The organism is Flavihumibacter fluminis (genome assembly GCF_021491375.1).
GTDB classification, from domain to species: Bacteria; Bacteroidota; Bacteroidia; order Chitinophagales; family Chitinophagaceae; genus Flavihumibacter; species Flavihumibacter fluminis.
On sequence record NZ_JAKEVY010000001.1, the window covers coordinates 473,061 to 491,083 of the forward strand.

The window sequence follows — 18,023 nt, forward strand, 5'->3', positions numbered from 1 at the left end:
GTTAAGTGAGATGTGAGACGTGAGATGTGAGACGAACGCCTACCACCCCATATGCTTCACCAAACTCACTTTGAAATATTAATTCCTACTTCTTACTTCAAAGTTCTTACTTCTTACTTCCTTAGTCTTCCTTGTCGATTCCCAGTTTTGCCAGGTCCATACCGAAGCTGAGGCCACGCTCATGTAAAACCTGCTCGATTTCAGCCAGCGATTTCTGACCGAAGTTGCGGAATTTCATGAGGTCTTCTTGCTCGTACTGAACGAGTTCGCTGAGGGAATTGATCTTGGCAGCTTTCAGGCAGTTGAATGCACGAACGCTGAGGTCGAGATCTTCCAGTGGAGTCTTCAGTACCTTGCGCAGTTGCAGGGTCTGTTCGTCTACCAGGTCTTCTTTTTTCTCTTCCTTGTTATCGAAGGTGATGTTCTCATCAGTGATGATCATCAGGTGCTGAATCAGGATACGGGAAGCCTGCTTCACTGCCTCTTCAGGGTGAATGGTTCCGTCAGTAGCCACATCCATGATCAGTTTTTCGAAATCGGTTCTCTGTTCAACCCGGGTATTCTCAACGCTGTATTTAACGTTTTTGATGGGGGTATAAATAGAGTCGATTGGAATATAACCAAGAGGAGCATCTTTCAGCTTGTTTTCTTCTGCAGGAACATAACCGCGGCCTTTACCTATGGTCAGTTCAATCTCCAGTTTCGCGGAAGGATCCATAGTACAGATCAGGAGTTCCGGATTCATAATCTGGAAGCTCTGTGTACCGTCCTGGATCATACCGGCAGTAAACTCGCTTTTACCTTTGATATGAAGTACAACCTTTTCGTTGGTAACTTCTGTGTCAACCACCTTCTTAAAACGAACCTGCTTCAGGTTCAGAATGATTTCTGTCAGATCTTCTGTAACCCCTTTGATGGTAGCAAATTCATGTTCAGCCCCTTCAATTCTGATACCCACGATCGCAAAACCTTCCAGAGAGCTGAGCAGTACCCGGCGAAGGGCGTTGCCAATGGTTACACCATAACCTGGCTCTAAGGGACGGAATTCGAATTGTGCTTCAAAATCATTTGCTTTCTGCAAAACGATTTTGTCGGGTTTCTGAAAGTTTAAAATGGCCATTTGTATGTTCGATTTACGTTTTGTATGGGTTATTTACTCGACTCTATTACTTAGAGTACAATTCCACGATCAGTTGCTCCTTAATGTTTTCAGGAACACTTTCCCTTTCAGGATACGTGATGAAAGTACCAGTCATAGTAGTCTCATTCCAATCGATCCAGCTAAACTTTTGATTCTTACCACGAACCTGGCTGGTCAGACCTGTTTTTTCGTCTGATCCTGGTTTGAAGGTAATGATATCTCCAGCTTTCAGTTGGAAAGAAGGTACGTTTACCACTTCACCATTCACCATGATGTGTTTGTGGCTAACCAGCTGGCGGGCAGCAGGACGGGAAGGTGCAATACCCATACGGAAAACCGTATTATCAAGGCGCGCTTCCAGTAATTTAATCAGGTTTTCACCAGTAACACCTTTACGGCGGGCAGCCTCTTCGAAGGTTTTACGGAATTGCTTCTCCAGTACGCCGTATGTGTACTTGGCTTTTTGTTTTTCGCGCAGCTGCAGGGCGTATTCACCCAGGCTCTTACGTTTGCGGGCAGCACCATGCTGACCGGGAGGATTGCTGTTCTTGTTCAGCCATTTCCCATTACCGAGAATGGGCTCACCGAAGATTCTTGAAATTTTGGTCTTTGGACCAGTGTAACGTGCCATATCAACTTGATTTTTTAGTTGCGATGTACAATCGGTAAAAATCTTAAAATAAATTGTACACCCATGTTAGAAAATACAAAATCCGAAACCCAAAGCCGGTTGGGCCTTGGGTTTCGGTATATAAAAACAATTATACGCGGCGTTTTTTCGGAGGACGACAACCGTTATGTGGTAACGGAGTAACGTCTTTGATCATTACCACTTCGATACCTGATTGACTCAGGGAGCGGATAGCTCCTTCACGGCCGGAACCAGGACCTTTCACGAATACGTCAACACGCTTCAAACCGGCATCCAGAGCGGTTTTGGCAGCATCAGCAGCAGCCATCTGAGCAGCATAGGGAGTGTTCTTTTTAGAACCTTTGAATCCCATTTTACCGGCAGAAGACCAGGAAATAACCTGACCATTTTTGTTTGTCAGGGAGATAATGATGTTGTTGAAAGTGGCTGAGATATGAGCATCACCATATGCATCCACCTTCACTACTCTTTTTTTGGCAGCGGCTTTTGCGCTGTTTTGTTGTTTTGCCATTACTTAGATAATGAGGTAATCTTTAAAAAAATTTCCTGGTTCACCTGAGCCAGGACGGCACCGCTCCTCCCCCTCCTAAGACCGGATCCGGTAGCGGTAGCTCTATGTCTTACTTCTTAGGAGCTTTTTTCTTACCAGCAACTGTTCTACGCTTTCCTTTACGGGTGCGGCTGTTCGTTTTGGTACGCTGACCACGAAGCGGCAACCCTTTACGGTGACGTAAACCACGGTAGCAGGCGATATCAAGCAAACGCTTGATGCTCATCTGAACCTCAGAACGCAACTGGCCTTCCACTTTCAGTTCATCGGTAATGAAGTTACGGATAGCCGCTAATTCATCATCGTTCCACTCATGCACCTTCTTATCATGACTGATTCCAGCCTGATCAAGAATTTGCTTGGCGGTAGAACGACCGATTCCGAAGATGTAGGTCAGGCCTATTTCGCCTCTTTTGTTTTTTGGTAAGTCAACACCGGCAATACGAGCCATAATCTGATTCTATTTTCAATTTTACAAATGACTGACAAATGCAAAGCTGGGATTAACCTTGTCTCTGCTTGTAACGTGGGTTCTTCTTGTTAATCACATACAGCCTTCCCTTCCGACGCACTATTTTGCAATCGGCGCTGCGCTTTTTGATGGATGCACGAACTTTCATGATGCTTATGTTATTTATATCTAAAAATAATCCTGCCTCTTGTCAAATCGTACGGACTCATCTCCACACCTACCTTATCACCAGGCAGAATCCGGATATAGTGCATTCTCATTTTTCCTGAAATAGTTGCCAGAATTTCGTGTTCATTCTGAAGCTTCACTTTGAACATCGCGTTCGAAAGTGCTTCCACAATAATTCCATCCTGTTTAATGAGTGCTTGTTTTGCCATACAGATTTTGGGAGCGCAAAGATAGTATTAATATTAGTTAAAATGAAAAAAATGGGGAAAAATCCACAATTTGTTGAAAATAAAGGAGGAATGGAAGACGGAAAAATGGAAATAAGGACATTTTTTGTCCAGTATTCCATTCCCCCCTCCTCCATTCCTCCCTCCTCCTTTCTTCCCTATCTTCCCAACTCCACCTTCGTCATATCATAATAATGATTCTGAAGTTCGTGCACGAAGAGTGGCTGCTTGATATGGCGGCGGTCTTCGCGGTACCAGATCTCAAAATCCTGGAAACCATCTTTTTCTGTCATCAGGATCCGGAAAGGGCCTTTTTTATACTTGATCCAGCCGTCGCCCGGAATCTCTTTCTCAAATCCAAATTTTGTCAACTGGTTTTCGTCCAGTGGAATCGGACGAAGCTCTTCCGGCTTAAACCAAAAATCCTGCACCTCGGTCTGAACACAGACCTCCTTGTCTTCCCTGTTTACTTCATTTACGATTCCTTCCCAAAGTTCCCCCTCATATTCCGCCAGCACATAATCTCCTGGTTTGATTTGATTGAATTTGATCATATGGCAGATAATTTAGGAGTAATATAAGGAAAAAGTGAGAAGTGAGACGTGAGAAGTGAGACGAAATTTCACAAATCCATACCCCGTATCCCTTCTTCCTTCCTCCATTCTTCCCTCCTCCCCGTCTCACGTCTCACGTCTGACGTCTCACATCCACGCTTCATTCCGCCCAGCTCATTGTATACCCCTGGTTTTCGATTTCCAGGGCGGTTTTGGTGAGCTGGAGGGGATGAAAGGTATCTACCATTACAGCCAGTTCCCCGGTTTCCTTTTTGCCGATGCTTTTTTCCACAGCTCCGGGGTGCGGGCCATGCGGGATGCCGGCCGGATGCAGGGTGATCATCCCCCTGGTAACATTTTTTCGGCTCATAAAATCACCGTCTACATAATAAAGCAACTCATCCGAGTCGATATTACTATGGTTATAAGGAGCCGGGATAGCTTCCGGATGGTAATCATACAACCTTGGCACAAAGGAACAAACCACAAAATTGTGTGCTTCAAAGGTCTGGTGAACCGGCGGCGGCTGGTGAACCCGACCGGTTATGGGTTCGAAATCGTGGATACTGAAAATGAAAGGATAACAACATCCATCCCAACCTACCACATCGAAAGGATGATGCCCGTAATGTAATCCATACAGGATCCCCTTCTTTTTGGCTTTGATCAGGAAATCACCTGACTCATCAATGGTAACCAGGTCCTGGGGCGGCCGGATATCGCGCTCACAAAAAGGTGAATGCTCCAGCAATTGACCATATTTGGACAAATAACGTTTGGGGTAGCGAATCGGACTAAAGGACTCGACTATAAAGAGCCGGTTGTCTGTTGAGGCAAACTCAATCTGGTAAATGGTACCCCGGGGAAGCAGGATATAATCGCCATAAGAAAAAGGCAGTTTGCCATATTGGGTCAGTACAACGCCGGAACCTTCGTGCACAAAAATCAGTTCATCGGCATCCGTATTCTTGAAAAAATAACCGGTTGTGCCTTTCCGGGGAGCAGCCAGCACCACATGGCAATCGTTGTTCACCAGGATGGCTTTCCGGCTTTCCAGGTAATCATCTGCAGGAGGAATTTTAAACCCCTCAAAGCTGCGATGTTGCAGCATTTTTTCTTCTGCTATTTCCGGCATCACTGAAACAGGTGGATCTGTGCGGATGATCTGGGTTGGCGGATGACAATGATATAAGATGGAATAATCGTTGGAGAATCCTTCCGTTGAAAAAAGTTGCTCAGAATAGAGGGTTCCATCCGGCTTTCTGAACTGTGTATGACGTTTATGGGGAATTGTTCCCAGTGTATGATAATGTGGCATAAATCAATCGTGGTACGAAAGTACAAAATCCTATTTTTACCCATGACCCGAATTGCGCTTTTGTCTGACACCCATGGTTATCTCGATCCCCAGGTATTTACACATCTTTCCAACTGCGACCAGGTTTGGCATGCTGGAGATTTCGGCAATCTTCAATTGGCCAGGGACCTGGAGCAGCAATCCGGCCTTCCGCTTACAGGAGTATTTGGCAATATTGACGGTACTGATATCCGCTCGGTTTATCCGGTAGAAAACTGCTTTACCTGTGAACAGCTGGTGGTTTTTATGAAACATATTGGTGGGTATCCGGGGCGCTATGCACCAGGAGTAAAAGCAAGATTGAAGGAAACAAAGGCCGGTTTATTTATCTCCGGACATTCACATATTTTAAAAGTGCAATTTGATCCGGAATTGAACTGCCTGCATATGAATCCGGGTGCTGCGGGCAAACTGGGATGGCACCAGGTGAGGACAATGATCCGGTTTGAAATCCACGACAAAGAGATGCGAAATTGTGAAGTGATCGAACTCGGCAAGCGCGGCTGATCTCCGGAATTTGATGTAACTTTTACACCAAACTAACAGCTATTCTATGTCTAACAGTATCAACCGGCGAAACTGGCTGAAACAGTCCACACTGGCAGCACTGGGCCTTACTGCTTCCCTTAACAGCCTGGGTGGTGAAGATTACCTGCCCAAAGACCTTGGCCAACTCCTGCCTAATTCCAACCCATCGTTGATCAACCTCGGTTCCAATGAGAATCCTTATGGGTTGTCACCCCTGGCCAAAAAAGCGATCAGTGAATTAATCGGGCAGGCCCACCGCTATCAGTATAATATTCCGCATGTACAGGAGTTCAGAAAACAGCTGGCTGATTATTATGGGGTAACGACAGATCACCTGCTGCTGACACCCGGCTCCGGCGAAGCGCTCAACCTGCTTGCCCGTCATTATTCCAAAGGCAACCTGGTTACCGCTACACCAACATTTGGAATCCTGCCCAATACGGCGAAGAAAATTGGTGTCCAGGTAAAGGAAATTCCACTGGATGGTCAACAGGTGCACGACCTGGAAGCCTTTTCAAAAGCAATCGACCCGGATACTGCGCAGGTGTATATCTGTAATCCGGCGAACCCCACCGGCACTGTTTTACATCCGGACAAACTCAGAGCATTTTGTGAAGAAGCAAGTAAGAAAACGGTAGTCACGATAGATGAAGCTTATATTGATTTCCTGGATGCGCCCTATAATGAGTCTATGCTTTCCCTGGTAAAAAAAGGGAATAAAAACATTGTCATCATCCGGACCTTCTCCAAAATTCACGCCATGGCGGGCATGCGGGTAGGCTTCATATTGGCAGATCCATCGACGATCAAATCCTTACAGGAAAACTATTTTGGTAACAGTAATTTTTGCATGAGTGCGCTTTCACTGACTGCGGCGATGGCCAGCCTGAAAGACACCAGTCACAGTATTCAATCCAAAAAACTAAATGCGGCAGCCAGACAGTATACAGAAGATGCGTTAAAGCGTTCAGGCTTTACCGTTATACCTTCCTACACCAATTTTATTTTCTTTCACTTAAAGCAATACAAAGGAGATTTTGCTGCAGATATGCTGGCGAAGAACATTGTATTACGATCCAGCGAATTGCCGGATGGCAAATATTGCAGGGTAAGTATAGGTACGCTGGAAGAAATGAAAGCCTTCCTCAAAACCATGGAAAGCATGAAATTCACCTAACTAAAAAGCCCCCGATCACATCGTAATCGGGGGCTTTTCACTTCTCACTTCTCACGTCTCACGTCTCACTTCTCATTTCTTAATTGGCCAACCATCCTCTTCCCAGTTCTTCCCGGAATGGCCAGGGAACAAGGAGCAGAATCAGCAGCAGGGCTGCAACGAAAAGGCCAAAAGCTTTTTTATGTTCTACAGCGCCGGCAGTTGCAGGCTTTCCTTTAGAGCGTCCAACAGTGATCAGTGCAATCACCACCAGCATTCCCACCATGTGTTCAACCGCGAAGAAACGTTCCGCGGAAGATTTCATCACTTCACCAAAACCTTTGGCCTGGATGAGTTTTAATCCCCATGGACCTACAAACCACTGGTACAAACCAACCAGCAGGGTGATATGCGCTGAGATCATTAAGAACAGATCTACTTTTCTGTCTGCGGCAGTATAACCTGCTTTTTTGCTCATGCCGGTATAATGGCGATAAATGGCAACCAGCAACAGGATCAGGATGATCCAACGTAAAAAACTGTGTAAATGCAAAAGTCCCGTGTACATATTCTTTGGTTTTGATGATTCAATTATTCCACCCAGTCTGCTACAAATATATTCGTATCGCGCGTACCACCATTATTTCGGTTACTGCAGAATACAATTTTTTTACCATCATAGCTGAACATGGCGAAGGCGTCAAAGCCTTTATCGCGACTAATTTTGACCCGGTTGCTGCCATCGCCATTCATCATGTACAGGTTAAAAGGAAATCCCCTGCGATATTCATGATTGGAAGCAAAGAGAATGCGTTTGCTATCGGGCATAAAGATGGGTGCCCAGTTGGCTTGTCCCAGGCTGGTAATTTGTTTAATATCGGAACCATCTGCGTTAGCAGTAAACACTTCCATATTGGTAGGTGCTACCAGGTGTTCGGCCAGCAATTCTTTATAGGAAGTAATTTCTTCGGCTGTTTTCGGGCGGCTAGCTCTCCAGATGATTTTTTTACCATCCGGACTGAACCAGGCTCCCCCATCGTATCCGATATCATGGGTGATGCGCTTTTCTTTACCGGTCTTCAGATCCATGATATAAAGTTCCAGATCGCCATCCTTATCGCTGGTATAAATCATTTTTTTACCATCCGGTGAAATGGTGGCTTCTGCATCATATCCTTTGGCATTGGTCAGTTGTTTTACAATAACGCCATTAGTGTCTGCCAGGAAAATATCATAGGAAGGGTATAAAGGCCAGATATATTTGTTGCCATATTTGGAACGGTCCGGAACCGGGGGGCAATCTTTTGACCCCAGGTGCGTGGATGCATACACGAAATGTTTACCATCGGGTAACCAGTAGGCACAGGTGGTTCTGCCTGTTCCGGTACTAACCAGTTTGGGCACAAAAGGCTCTTCCGGTTTTGTGGGGATTTTAGCAATATAAATCTGATCACAGGGAATACCCTCTTTTGCATAGGTTTTCTGAAAAATCAGGTAGTTGCCATCGTAACTGAAATAGGCCTCGGCATTGTCACCGCCGAAAGTCAGTTGACGAAGATTTTTAAAATGTGTCTCTTCCGGATAATGTAAGGTATCAGCAATTGGTGCAGGCTGATTCCTGACGGGGGTACTTTCTTTTGAAAAAAATCCAGAAATAACCGCCAATAAACCTGCGGTGATCCACGAAATCGAACTCATAATAGCAAGTATTTACCCGGCAAATGTATTGGTATAAACTCATTTTTACTGAAAACCATAGATTTGACAGATGAAATCATGGTTTGCCAGGTTACTATTGGGTGTTTGGGCAGTCAGCGCAGCCTGTAACAATTCGAATACTGAAAAGGAGGAAGTTGCTACCATCCTGACCCATCCACCCTATCAAAATATTACAGATAGTATTAATGAAGATCCAGACAATACAGCGTTATACCAGCGCCGGGCAGCCTTATTGCTGCAACAGGATGAACTTCAGCTGGCCCTGTCTGATCTGGCAAAAGCATGGGAGCTTCAACCATCAGAAGCCAGTGCTGAACAATTGGTGAATGTACTTTTTATGCTTGGAAACAATCGGGAAGCCGTCCGTTTCCTGGAGGAACTGATTAAAAAATATCCGGAAAACACAGGCTTTCAGCGACGGTTAAGCGAAGCATTGGTAAACAATGGAGCTACGAATGAAGCTATCCTGGCATACAACAACTTAATAGCCGAAGATTCTGCCAATTTCGAAGCCTGGTATGAGCGCGGATTGCTCTACCTGGAGCAAACAGATACGGCAGCGGCTATACGCGACCTGGAAAATTCCTATAGGTTGCAGCCCTTACTAATAACCGGACTAACGCTGGCCAATATATATGCAGAAAAGAAGAATGACCGCGCATTGCTGTTGGCTGACCAGGCAATAGCCCGCGACAGTTTAGGTGAAATGGCCGACCCTTATTTCATCAAGGGAGTGTATTATGTAAATACAGGCAACAAAACAAAAGCGCTGGATCTTTTCAACAACTGTATCCGGATAAACTGGAAATTCCAGGAAGCCTATGTGGAAAAAGGCATTATATATTATGAAGCCAAGAACCTGGATGAGGCTTTGCAGCAATTTAAGCTGGCCGCCACCGTTACTAACACTTATCCGGAAGCCTATTACTGGCAGGGCCGGTGTTATGAAGCACTTGGCATGAAACAGGAGGCATTGCTCAATTATGGACGAGCCTATTCACTGGATAAATCCTTTAAAGAAGCCATAGAAGGTGCTGAAAGGGTTGAAGGAAAAGAATAAATTTACTTACGGAATATTAATCAAGATGATCGTAGCCCCCTCTTTATTAGCCTCCAACTTTCTCCACCTGGAAGCAGAAGCACGTATGTTGAATGAAAGTGAAGCAGATTGGTTTCATCTGGATGTAATGGATGGACGATTTGTAAACAACATCAGTTTCGGGCTACCCATCATACAACAACTTCGAAAAACAACGCAGAAATTATTCGATGTACACCTGATGATCGAAGAGCCCGAAAAGTATGCAGAAGCTTTTGCCCGGGCCGGGGCCGATATTCTTACAGTACATTATGAAGCCTGCCGGCATTTGCACAGGAATATTCAACAGATCCGCGACCTGGGGATGATTCCCGGTGTGGCCATCAACCCGCATACACCGGTTCAGCTCCTGCAGGATATACTTCCCGATATCGGAATGGTGCTGGTGATGAGTGTCAATCCCGGTTTTGGCGGGCAGTCATTCATCCCGCATACCTATCAAAAAGTAAAAACCTTAAGACAGCGGATTGACCAGTTTGGATTGGATGTGAAAATTGAAATTGACGGAGGTGTTGATCTCTCTAATGCCAGGCAGCTAAGTGAAGCAGGCGCCCATGTACTGGTTGCCGGCAGCGCTGTATTTCATGCACCTGATCCCCGCCAGGTAATTTCATCGCTTAAGCATTGTGACGCCTGATGAAGTGGCTGCCATTCATTTCTTTCCTGGTACTATTCCTGGTTTGCGGTTCCAACCTGCAGGCACAGGTAAAAACAGCACAGCTGAGCGGCAGAATTATTGACCAGGATGACAAGCCTTTAGCTGCAGTGACCATCACGGTACTTGGGAAAAAACAAGCAGTTCAGTCAAACGACAGTGGCTATTTTCAACTAACGGTTCCGGCTAACCGTGCATTTGCACTGGTATTCAGTCACGCAGGATTTAGCACTGTCCAGCGGAATTTCCTATTGAATGCGGGCGAAAATGAATTCATTCCCATCCGGATGCTGCCAGGAAAAACAGAACTTGAAGAAGTAACGGTAACGGATGAACGCAGCAGAAGAGAATCCGGTCTTGTTACCATCAATCCCAAACAAGCTATCAATATTCCATCTCCGGGAGGAGGAATTGAAAGCCTTATTAAAGTATTTGTAGGATCCAACAATGAACTGACATCCAATTATAATGTAAGGGGTGGCAGTTACGATGAGAACCTGATTTACATAAATGATTTTGAAATCTTTCGGCCTTACCTGGTCAGGAATGGGCAGCAGGAAGGACTTAGTTTTATCAACCCGGAAATGACCCGATCGGTTCAGTTTTACAATGGGGGTTTTCAAGCGCGCTATGGCGATAAACTCTCATCCGTTCTGGACATCCAATACAAAAAACCGAAGGAGCATGGCGGTTCTGCCTACATAGGGTTATTGGAGCAGGGATTACAGTTGGAAGGCAGTGGTAAGAAAAAGCCCTTTACCTATTTAATCGGAGTGAGAAACCGCAACAACCGGAACCTGCTGAGCAGCCAGGAAACAAAGGGAAATTATGTTCCCTCTTCTGCGGATCTGCAGGGCTTGTTTACCTGGAAGTTTTCAGAAAAATGGTCGGCCGAGTTTTTTGGGAATCTTTCCAGGACCCGTTTTGAACTGGAACCCTCTTTCAGTCAGCCGAGCACTTCTGTCTTCTCTCCTTTTTTCACTAGTAATATTGGATTGGATATTTATTTTGAAGGACGTGAGAAGGATCGGTATTCAACCAGTATGGCTGGCTTATCGGTAACCAAACAGGTAAATAAAAACCTGCGACTGAAATGGCTGGCTTCCTGGTTTGAAAACAAGGAAGTCGAATCCATAGATATTACGGGTGCGTATTTATTTGGCGAGCGATCCTTTGACCGCAGCCGGCCGGAATTTGGTTTAATCGTGAATCCACTGGGTGCTGGAGTATTTCAGCAATATGCCCGCAATCAACTTACAATTGGCGTACTTAACCTCAGTCACAAAGGAACACTGACAAGGGGCAAGCATTTTCACCAATGGGGCGTATCGGTTGACAGGCAACAGGTGCGGGATCAGTTGAGGGAATTTGAGTATCAGGATTCCGCAGGATACAGCTTGCCTTATCAGCCGGGCAACCTTTCCTTGTTTAAAAGCCTTCGCTCCGATGCCAATCTGGATATTCACCGGGTGGCTGCTTATTGGCAGGATAATATTTCACTGGGAGATTCATCGGGCACCATTCTTCAATTGGGAGCCCGGATCAATTACAATGATCTGAATAAAGAATGGTTGGTATCACCCCGTGCAGGCATCAGCTGGAAACCTTCCCGCTGGGAAAAGGATATCATCTTCCGCGCGAGTGCGGGCATATACATGCAACCAGCTTTTTACCGCGAATTGCGACGATATGACGGCAGTCTGAATACCGATGTAAAAGCCCAAAAAAGCTGGCAGGTAAGTGGTGGATTTGATTATCATTTTCCTGCTTTTAACCAGGTATTGCGATTGAGCACCGAAGCTTATTTTAAATCTTTATGGGATGTTGTGCCCTATGATATTGACAATGTGCGATTGCGTTATTTTGGAGAGAACAATGCGCGCGCCTATGCAACCGGCCTGGAAGCGAGACTCTATGGAGAATTGGTAAAAGATGCTGAGAGTTACCTGAGTATCGGGTTCATGCGCACCCGTGAAGACATCAAGGATGATTTCTATTACAAGTACACACTCAATGAACAGAACCAGCCTGTTGACAGCACCCTTACACAGAATGGTTACCTGCGCAGACCAACTGACCGCCTGCTGACAATCGGAATGTTCTTTCAGGATTATTTGTCCACCAATAAAAATATCAAGGTCTACATCAATGGTCTTTATGGTTCCAACCTTCCTTATAACATTCCAAATTCTGTGCGGTACCGGAATGCGCTGTTCATTGATCCTTATATCCGGGTTGACCTGGGCTTCAGCGCCCTGCTGCTGAATAGTGATCGGTCGCGCCGCCGCCGCCATGCCCCTTTCCGGGAATTCGAAAACATCTGGCTCTCACTTGAAGTATTCAACCTGATCGACCGCGCCAACACAATCTCCTATTTGCTCATTAAGGATTTTTCCAACACCACCTATGCAATTCCCAATCGACTCACGCCAAGGTTGTTGAATGTGAAGTTGGTGGGGAGGTGGTAGGGAATGGAAGATGGAGGAAAGGAAGATGGAGGAAGGGAAGAGGGACAAAGGGAGATCTAGGATTACCAGTTTTTATAGAGACGATAGAGTTGGGCCGCGATTTTTCTATAATTACCAAGAAGAAGTTCATATTTTTCTGAAGGAATATAGCCACAATCCATCGAAATTTTAAGTGCGGAAATAGTTTCCTCTGTTGATCCCAAAGCATACACAAATGCCTTCTTTGTTTCATTTGGATAAAAACGTCTGCCCCATCCTTCTGCAATATTCAAAGAAACTGATCTGGCAGCGCGATTTAATTGAGAACATAACGAATATAGCTCCGGAGCAGGAAATTGTTTCGTCAAAGCAAATACTTCCATTGCCAATTCCAGAGAGCTCACGTAAACATCCATATCCTCAAGTTTTGCAATCATGCAGTTAATTTAAATCCTGCAATTGCTACAAAAAACAGTTTTTCCACCCATCTTTCCTTGTCTTGTTTTCCTTGCCTCCATTGCTCCATCTTCCATTCTTCCCTCTTCCTTTCCTCCATCTTCCATACCTTTGCCCCATGACAAAACTCTCAGTCAACATCAATAAACTTGCAACGATCCGGAATAGCCGCGGGGGGAATAATCCAGATGTGGTGAAGGCAGCAAAGGATGTACAATTATTTGGAGCTGATGGTGTAACTGTGCACCCGAGGCCCGATGAAAGACATATACGTTATGCGGATGTTCGGGCTATCAAACCGATCATTACAACAGAGTTTAATATTGAAGGGAATTGCAGGGAAGCAAAATTTATAGATCTCGTATTAGAGGTAAAACCGCACCAGGTGACGCTGGTGCCGGATGCAGAGGGACAAATCACTTCTGACCATGGCTGGAATACAATTGAGCACAAGGAATACCTGAAGGAAATGATCCGGATTTTTAAACAGGCCGGTATCCGTACTTCCATTTTTGTGGATCCGGTTGTAGAGATGGTGGAAGGCGCTGTTGAAACCGGAACCGACAGAATCGAATTATATACAGAAGGATATGCCCGACACTTTCCGGAAGACAAAGAAAAAGCGGTTGGCCCTTATGTGCAGGCAGCCAATCGGGCGAAGGAACTGGGACTGGGAATTAATGCCGGTCACGATCTTGATCTCCATAACCTGGGCTATTTTTCCAAGCAGATTCCTTTCCTGGATGAAGTTTCTATTGGGCATGCACTGATCTGTGACGCCATCTACCTGGGACTGGAAAATACCATCCAGTTGTACCGCCGGCAACTGCAACCATAATTTTTTTCAAAAAATTAAATCCGGCAGAAATCCTTTCTCGTAGATATCCAAAACCAATAAACTGGATACCATGAAAAGGACAACAACACATTTAGTTGCCTGTGCAGCAATGGCAACACTCATCAGCTTTAGTTCCTGTAAAAAAGAAGATAGTCCGGGTATGGAACCCAAAGGACCAGACATTGAATTTCTTGTATTGGATGAAGGCAATAAACTGGTTCGATTTAATGCAGCCACTCCACGGATGCCAATCAGTACTGTTGCGATTAATGGATTACAGGAAGGTGAATCCCTGTTGGCAATTGATTTTCGTCCGGCTACCGGTCAGCTATATGCGCTGAGTAATACAAGCCGGCTACTGGTAATCAATCAAAGTACAGGCAATACTAACGCCATCGGTACCATGCCCTTTAGTCCGGTATTAGCGAGTACGATTGCAGGATTCGATTTCAATCCTACTGTTGATCGTATCCGCATTGTTACAGGCAATGGCCAGAACCTGCGGGTACATCCTGAGACTGGCTCAGTGGTGGCTACTGATGGGGCTATTAATGGCGTGAGTAATGCAATGGTTACAGCAGTTGCCTATACCGATAGCAAAGCCGGAACCAGCACCACTACCCTATTTGACATTGATACCGAAACCGACATGCTGTACAAGCAGGATCCACCCAACAATGGAACCCTGGTAGCGGTTGGAAAACTGAACAATGATTTCAGCGGTGAGGTTGGATTTGATATTAGTCCGGATAACAGCGCTGCATTGGCTGTCAACAATAAAAACGGCAAAGCAGAGCTGTACCGGATTGATCTGACCACAGGTAAATCAATGAAAATTGGTGAATTAATGGGAGTAAACAATGCAATGGGATTGGCCATCCCTACAGATCCTGTAGCATATGCAATCGGTGGTGGCACCAACCTGCTCATTTTTGATCCTACAGATCCTATGCCTGTAACAAAAGCAATAAACGGACTTCAACCAGATGAAACCATTGTAGGAATCGATTTCAGGCCAGCTAACGGTGCGCTATATGCGCTGGGTAGTACTAGCAGACTTTATGTATTGAACACTTCCAATGGAGCAGCAACGGCGGTAGGTACTGCAGCGTTCAGCACTGCATTATCCGGAATGCACTTTGGATTTGATTTTAATCCAACTGTAGACAGAATCAGGGTGGTAAGTAATACCGGACAGAACCTGAGACTCAATCCAAATGATGGTACCGTTGCGGCTGTAGATGGTAATCTTAATCCCGGTAGTCCATCGATAAGTGGTGCTGCTCATACTAATAATATTCCAGGAGCTACGGCTACCATATTGTTCGATCTGGATTGTGGAACTGATAAACTTTACAAGCAGGATCCTCCCAACAATGGAACATTAGTGGAAGTTGGATCAACCGGAATCAATTTCGAAAACGCGGATGGATTTGATATTGGCGGAGAGTCGGAAAAAGCCTGGGCCATCCTGACTGTAAACGGAAGCTCAAAACTCTATGAAATCAATCTCAATACAGGGGCAGCCACCCCATCAGGCAATTACAGTTTTAACGAAACCGTCCATGGTTTTACGGTAGGACTGGGTTTCTAAGCACTTACACTGATACCACAACCAAGGCCGGTTCATTCCTGAACCGGCATTTTTATAAACTGAACCAATAGGTGAATTTTGCGACAAGAGCGCGGTTCTTTACTGACATGTATTCTGGCAGGTAGTTGTCCGTATATACAATGAAAAAATCGGATGCAGGTTTATAACGCCACTGCAAACGTGTATTCAGATTGACATTTTTGGTTTGCTCATTATACTGTCCGAATGCAGTAAAGTAAAAATTATTGGTGAGTGTGACATCCACGCGTGGTCCGACCAGCCAGAAACTTCTCCTTCCCCAGGTACCCGGCACCCGAATATCATTATAAGTGCTGCTCATCGTGATGCCCACATAAGGTTGAAAGCGATAACCAAATTCACCGGTCAGTTGGAGTCTGCTTCCATCATTGTAATAGCCACCGTATCGAACATTCGCAGCATAGGTAAACAGGCTCTTGGGTTTGGAAATATATTCGATATAAGCAGTATTGAAATGGTGCTGTGTGCCGGTTGCCAATGAGTCAGATCCCGTGTTGGTCGGATCAAAAGGCATCAGCAATTCAATATAGGTTTTCGATACATAGGCATTGAGCACTGCCTGGTTCCGAAAATTGGTGCGATACGTCAGACTGTGTTCATAATCTGTTTTTCGTCCCTGTTCATTGGTATAATAAATGGTTTGAAGCAAAGGACCATGACTGAGCACAGGAGATTTTTTCGGAAAAAACAAATAACCGGCCTGCGGATTAAACTTGAGATATCCTGTCCTTGGCACATATCCAACTTCCGCCTGGAAATCCTTGCCAACATATTCGTGCTGCCAGGAAAGAAACAATTGGCGACTGGTATAATTCAGATTGGCAGCCGTTGTGATGGTGCGGTTGCCACCAACCGGACTAAATGATTTCAACACCAGGGCCTTTCCAGTCCAGTAGTTACCGGGAGATGCCAGGTTGTATTCCAATCCCAAGGTTCTGTTGTATTGCCGGTGCTCCGGGGTTACCGGATCCTTATCAGGTTCATAATTGATGGATTGCTTATTGACAAAAAGGAACCCGATATTGGATCGTGAAAAGACTTTACGCTGAAGCGATAACACTGCAAAATTCTGAACCGGCAAATCTCTTTCCGGAACAGATTTGGTTTGCATATCCATAAGGCCAATGCGCCAGTCCTTATTCAGTTTGCCACTGAGGCGTGCACCAAACTGGATGGGTACATTCAGACCAATTCGTCTCGAGAAAAACGGGCGGATGTTTGCATAACCGAAGTTTCCGAAGATGTCTGCATTCTCTAAAAAGAATTGCCTTCGTTCCGGAAAAAACAATTCAAATCGATCCAGGTTGGTGACCTGCCGGTCCACTTCCACCTGGGAGAAATCCGGGTTAACGGTAAGGTCCAGGTTGAGTGAAGACGTAATACTGATCTTGGCATCAGCTCCAATATCTTTTCTGTAATCCGTAGGCGTGCCTTTATCATAATCTTTGGACAGGCCTCCCAGCACATAGGGAATCAATGAAATATTGGCACCTGTGGAAGGAGGAGGTGCATCCCAGACAAGATTTCCCGTATAAGCCAAAGAAACAGTTGGAAATTGCCTGGGAACTGGTGCCCAGCTGCTCTTTTCAAAGGCATGCAAATCATTCCGGCTAAAATTGATTCCCCAGTTGGTAATTCCTTTTTTGTAGCGAATCGTTTTAAAAGGAACAGCTGCTTCAAATACCCAGCGATCCTCGTAGTTGACTACTTTGGAAATCCATTTATGATCCCAGCTAAGATCCATTTTACCACCTTCGTAAATAAAGCCATCCCACTGCGCACCTGCAGCATTGGCGCCAAATGAAAATCCGCTGGTCTGATCTTCAAAGGGATCAAAGAAAAACAGGAAGTTGTCATTTTTCTGAAAAGCAAAATCCCGTCTTAAAGATTCCACCACATAGTTGCCATTACGGCCATGATAACAAACTGCCACCAGGTAAATAAAATGATCATCGTAGCTCATCTGTACTTCCGTTTTGATATTGGCAAAACTGGTATCCATGGGAAGTACCATGAAAAAATCACGCGCCTTGTCAGCTTCCTGCCAGGCTGCATCATTTACAATGCCATCGATCTGTACGGGTTGGGAAGTTTTACGAATGGAAAGATTGTACTTGTTATTAACCTTTTGTGCGAAAACAACATTTGTCAATAGTAAACAGCTGCCTGCTAACTGGAGCCACCTTAAAAATTTCATGCCGGGTTGTAATTATTCTGGTACAGGAATCCTGTGTATTTGCAGCGTTTGCCTGAAATTAGGACAAATCCTGAAATTCAGCAACTTGGATGCTATTTGTTGAACTTAATCCATGCCGGATTGTTGTTTGACTCAGATTATTATATTTTGATATGAAACTATGCTTTCCTATGC

General features: G+C 45.1%; 19 protein-coding genes. 7 read left to right on the forward strand and 12 right to left on the reverse strand.

Annotated elements, in window-relative coordinates:
- Nucleotides 1-121: 121 nt before the first annotated feature.
- From L0U88_RS02185 to L0U88_RS02220, 8 genes are all read right to left on the reverse strand, one after another.
- Nucleotides 122-1,120 carry a DNA-directed RNA polymerase subunit alpha gene (locus tag L0U88_RS02185; protein WP_234863966.1) on the reverse strand — a complete coding sequence of 333 codons (999 nt, stop codon included), beginning with the start codon at nucleotides 1,118-1,120 and terminating at the stop codon, nucleotides 122-124.
- Nucleotides 1,121-1,166: 46 nt separating this feature from the next.
- Nucleotides 1,167-1,772 carry a 30S ribosomal protein S4 gene (gene rpsD / locus L0U88_RS02190; protein ID WP_234863967.1) on the reverse strand — a complete coding sequence of 202 codons (606 nt, stop codon included), beginning with the start codon at nucleotides 1,770-1,772 and terminating at the stop codon, nucleotides 1,167-1,169.
- Between the two features lie 130 nt (nucleotides 1,773-1,902).
- Entirely contained in the window at nucleotides 1,903-2,304 is a 402-nt protein-coding gene (gene rpsK, locus L0U88_RS02195; RefSeq protein ID WP_234863968.1) for a 30S ribosomal protein S11, read from the reverse strand.
- Between the two features lie 109 nt (nucleotides 2,305-2,413).
- On the reverse strand, nucleotides 2,414-2,794 hold the full coding sequence (rpsM, locus tag L0U88_RS02200; RefSeq protein ID WP_234863969.1) for a 30S ribosomal protein S13: 381 nt from the start codon (nucleotides 2,792-2,794) through the stop codon (nucleotides 2,414-2,416).
- Nucleotides 2,795-2,846: 52 nt separating this feature from the next.
- Nucleotides 2,847-2,963: a type B 50S ribosomal protein L36 gene (gene ykgO / locus L0U88_RS02205; RefSeq protein ID WP_014220631.1), complete on the reverse strand. Its 117-nt coding sequence runs from the start codon at nucleotides 2,961-2,963 to the stop codon at nucleotides 2,847-2,849.
- A gap of 10 nt (nucleotides 2,964-2,973) precedes the next feature.
- Nucleotides 2,974-3,192, reverse strand: coding sequence for a translation initiation factor IF-1 (infA, locus tag L0U88_RS02210; RefSeq protein ID WP_234863970.1), 219 nt, complete (start codon nucleotides 3,190-3,192; stop codon nucleotides 2,974-2,976).
- A gap of 176 nt (nucleotides 3,193-3,368) precedes the next feature.
- Nucleotides 3,369-3,764, reverse strand: coding sequence for a hypothetical protein (locus L0U88_RS02215; protein WP_234863971.1), 396 nt, complete (start codon nucleotides 3,762-3,764; stop codon nucleotides 3,369-3,371).
- Nucleotides 3,765-3,924: 160 nt separating this feature from the next.
- Nucleotides 3,925-5,082: a homogentisate 1,2-dioxygenase gene (locus L0U88_RS02220; protein ID WP_234863972.1), complete on the reverse strand. Its 1,158-nt coding sequence runs from the start codon at nucleotides 5,080-5,082 to the stop codon at nucleotides 3,925-3,927.
- 42 nt (nucleotides 5,083-5,124) lie between these two features.
- On the opposite strand from L0U88_RS02220, the gene L0U88_RS02225 reads away from it, so the two are divergent.
- On the forward strand, nucleotides 5,125-5,628 hold the full coding sequence (locus L0U88_RS02225) for a metallophosphoesterase family protein (RefSeq protein WP_234863973.1): 504 nt from the start codon (nucleotides 5,125-5,127) through the stop codon (nucleotides 5,626-5,628).
- A 46-nt stretch (nucleotides 5,629-5,674) separates the two neighbouring features.
- Complete coding sequence (locus tag L0U88_RS02230) at nucleotides 5,675-6,826, forward strand: pyridoxal phosphate-dependent aminotransferase (protein ID WP_234863974.1); 1,152 nt, start codon at nucleotides 5,675-5,677, stop codon at nucleotides 6,824-6,826.
- Nucleotides 6,827-6,905: 79 nt separating this feature from the next.
- Here the strand turns inward: L0U88_RS02230 and L0U88_RS02235 are convergent, their stop codons facing one another.
- A complete protein-coding gene (locus L0U88_RS02235) occupies nucleotides 6,906-7,373 on the reverse strand; it encodes a hypothetical protein (RefSeq protein ID WP_234863975.1) in 468 nt (155 codons plus the stop codon).
- A 23-nt stretch (nucleotides 7,374-7,396) separates the two neighbouring features.
- Nucleotides 7,397-8,503, reverse strand: coding sequence for a TolB family protein (locus L0U88_RS02240; RefSeq protein WP_234863976.1), 1,107 nt, complete (start codon nucleotides 8,501-8,503; stop codon nucleotides 7,397-7,399).
- Nucleotides 8,504-8,573: 70 nt separating this feature from the next.
- Between L0U88_RS02240 and L0U88_RS02245 the strand changes: the two genes are divergently transcribed.
- From L0U88_RS02245 to L0U88_RS02255, 3 genes are read left to right on the forward strand one after another with little or no spacing between them, the layout of a single operon-like run.
- On the forward strand, nucleotides 8,574-9,584 hold the full coding sequence (locus L0U88_RS02245; RefSeq protein WP_234863977.1) for a tetratricopeptide repeat protein: 1,011 nt from the start codon (nucleotides 8,574-8,576) through the stop codon (nucleotides 9,582-9,584).
- A 25-nt stretch (nucleotides 9,585-9,609) separates the two neighbouring features.
- Entirely contained in the window at nucleotides 9,610-10,260 is a 651-nt protein-coding gene (rpe, locus tag L0U88_RS02250; RefSeq protein WP_234863978.1) for a ribulose-phosphate 3-epimerase, read from the forward strand.
- Nucleotides 10,260-12,746: a TonB-dependent receptor gene (locus tag L0U88_RS02255; protein WP_234863979.1), complete on the forward strand. Its 2,487-nt coding sequence runs from the start codon at nucleotides 10,260-10,262 to the stop codon at nucleotides 12,744-12,746. The genes rpe and L0U88_RS02255 overlap by 1 nt, the downstream gene beginning before the upstream one ends.
- A gap of 62 nt (nucleotides 12,747-12,808) precedes the next feature.
- On the opposite strand, the gene L0U88_RS02260 is transcribed toward L0U88_RS02255, so the two are convergent.
- Nucleotides 12,809-13,162 (reverse strand): four helix bundle protein, encoded by a 354-nt coding sequence (locus L0U88_RS02260; RefSeq protein WP_234863980.1) that lies wholly within the window; start codon nucleotides 13,160-13,162, stop codon nucleotides 12,809-12,811.
- Between the two features lie 137 nt (nucleotides 13,163-13,299).
- On the opposite strand from L0U88_RS02260, the gene L0U88_RS02265 reads away from it, so the two are divergent.
- Together L0U88_RS02265 and L0U88_RS02270 are read left to right on the forward strand one after the other, a co-directional pair.
- On the forward strand, nucleotides 13,300-14,019 hold the full coding sequence (locus L0U88_RS02265; protein ID WP_234863981.1) for a pyridoxine 5'-phosphate synthase: 720 nt from the start codon (nucleotides 13,300-13,302) through the stop codon (nucleotides 14,017-14,019).
- A 70-nt stretch (nucleotides 14,020-14,089) separates the two neighbouring features.
- The gene (locus L0U88_RS02270) at nucleotides 14,090-15,613 is read left to right on the forward strand and encodes a DUF4394 domain-containing protein (protein WP_234863982.1); all 1,524 of its coding nucleotides are present in this window, start codon (nucleotides 14,090-14,092) and stop codon (nucleotides 15,611-15,613) included.
- Nucleotides 15,614-15,665: 52 nt separating this feature from the next.
- Here L0U88_RS02270 and L0U88_RS02275 read toward each other — a convergent pair whose 3' ends face one another.
- On the reverse strand, nucleotides 15,666-17,849 hold the full coding sequence (locus L0U88_RS02275; protein ID WP_234863983.1) for a carbohydrate binding family 9 domain-containing protein: 2,184 nt from the start codon (nucleotides 17,847-17,849) through the stop codon (nucleotides 15,666-15,668).
- Nucleotides 17,850-18,023 lie beyond the last annotated feature (174 nt).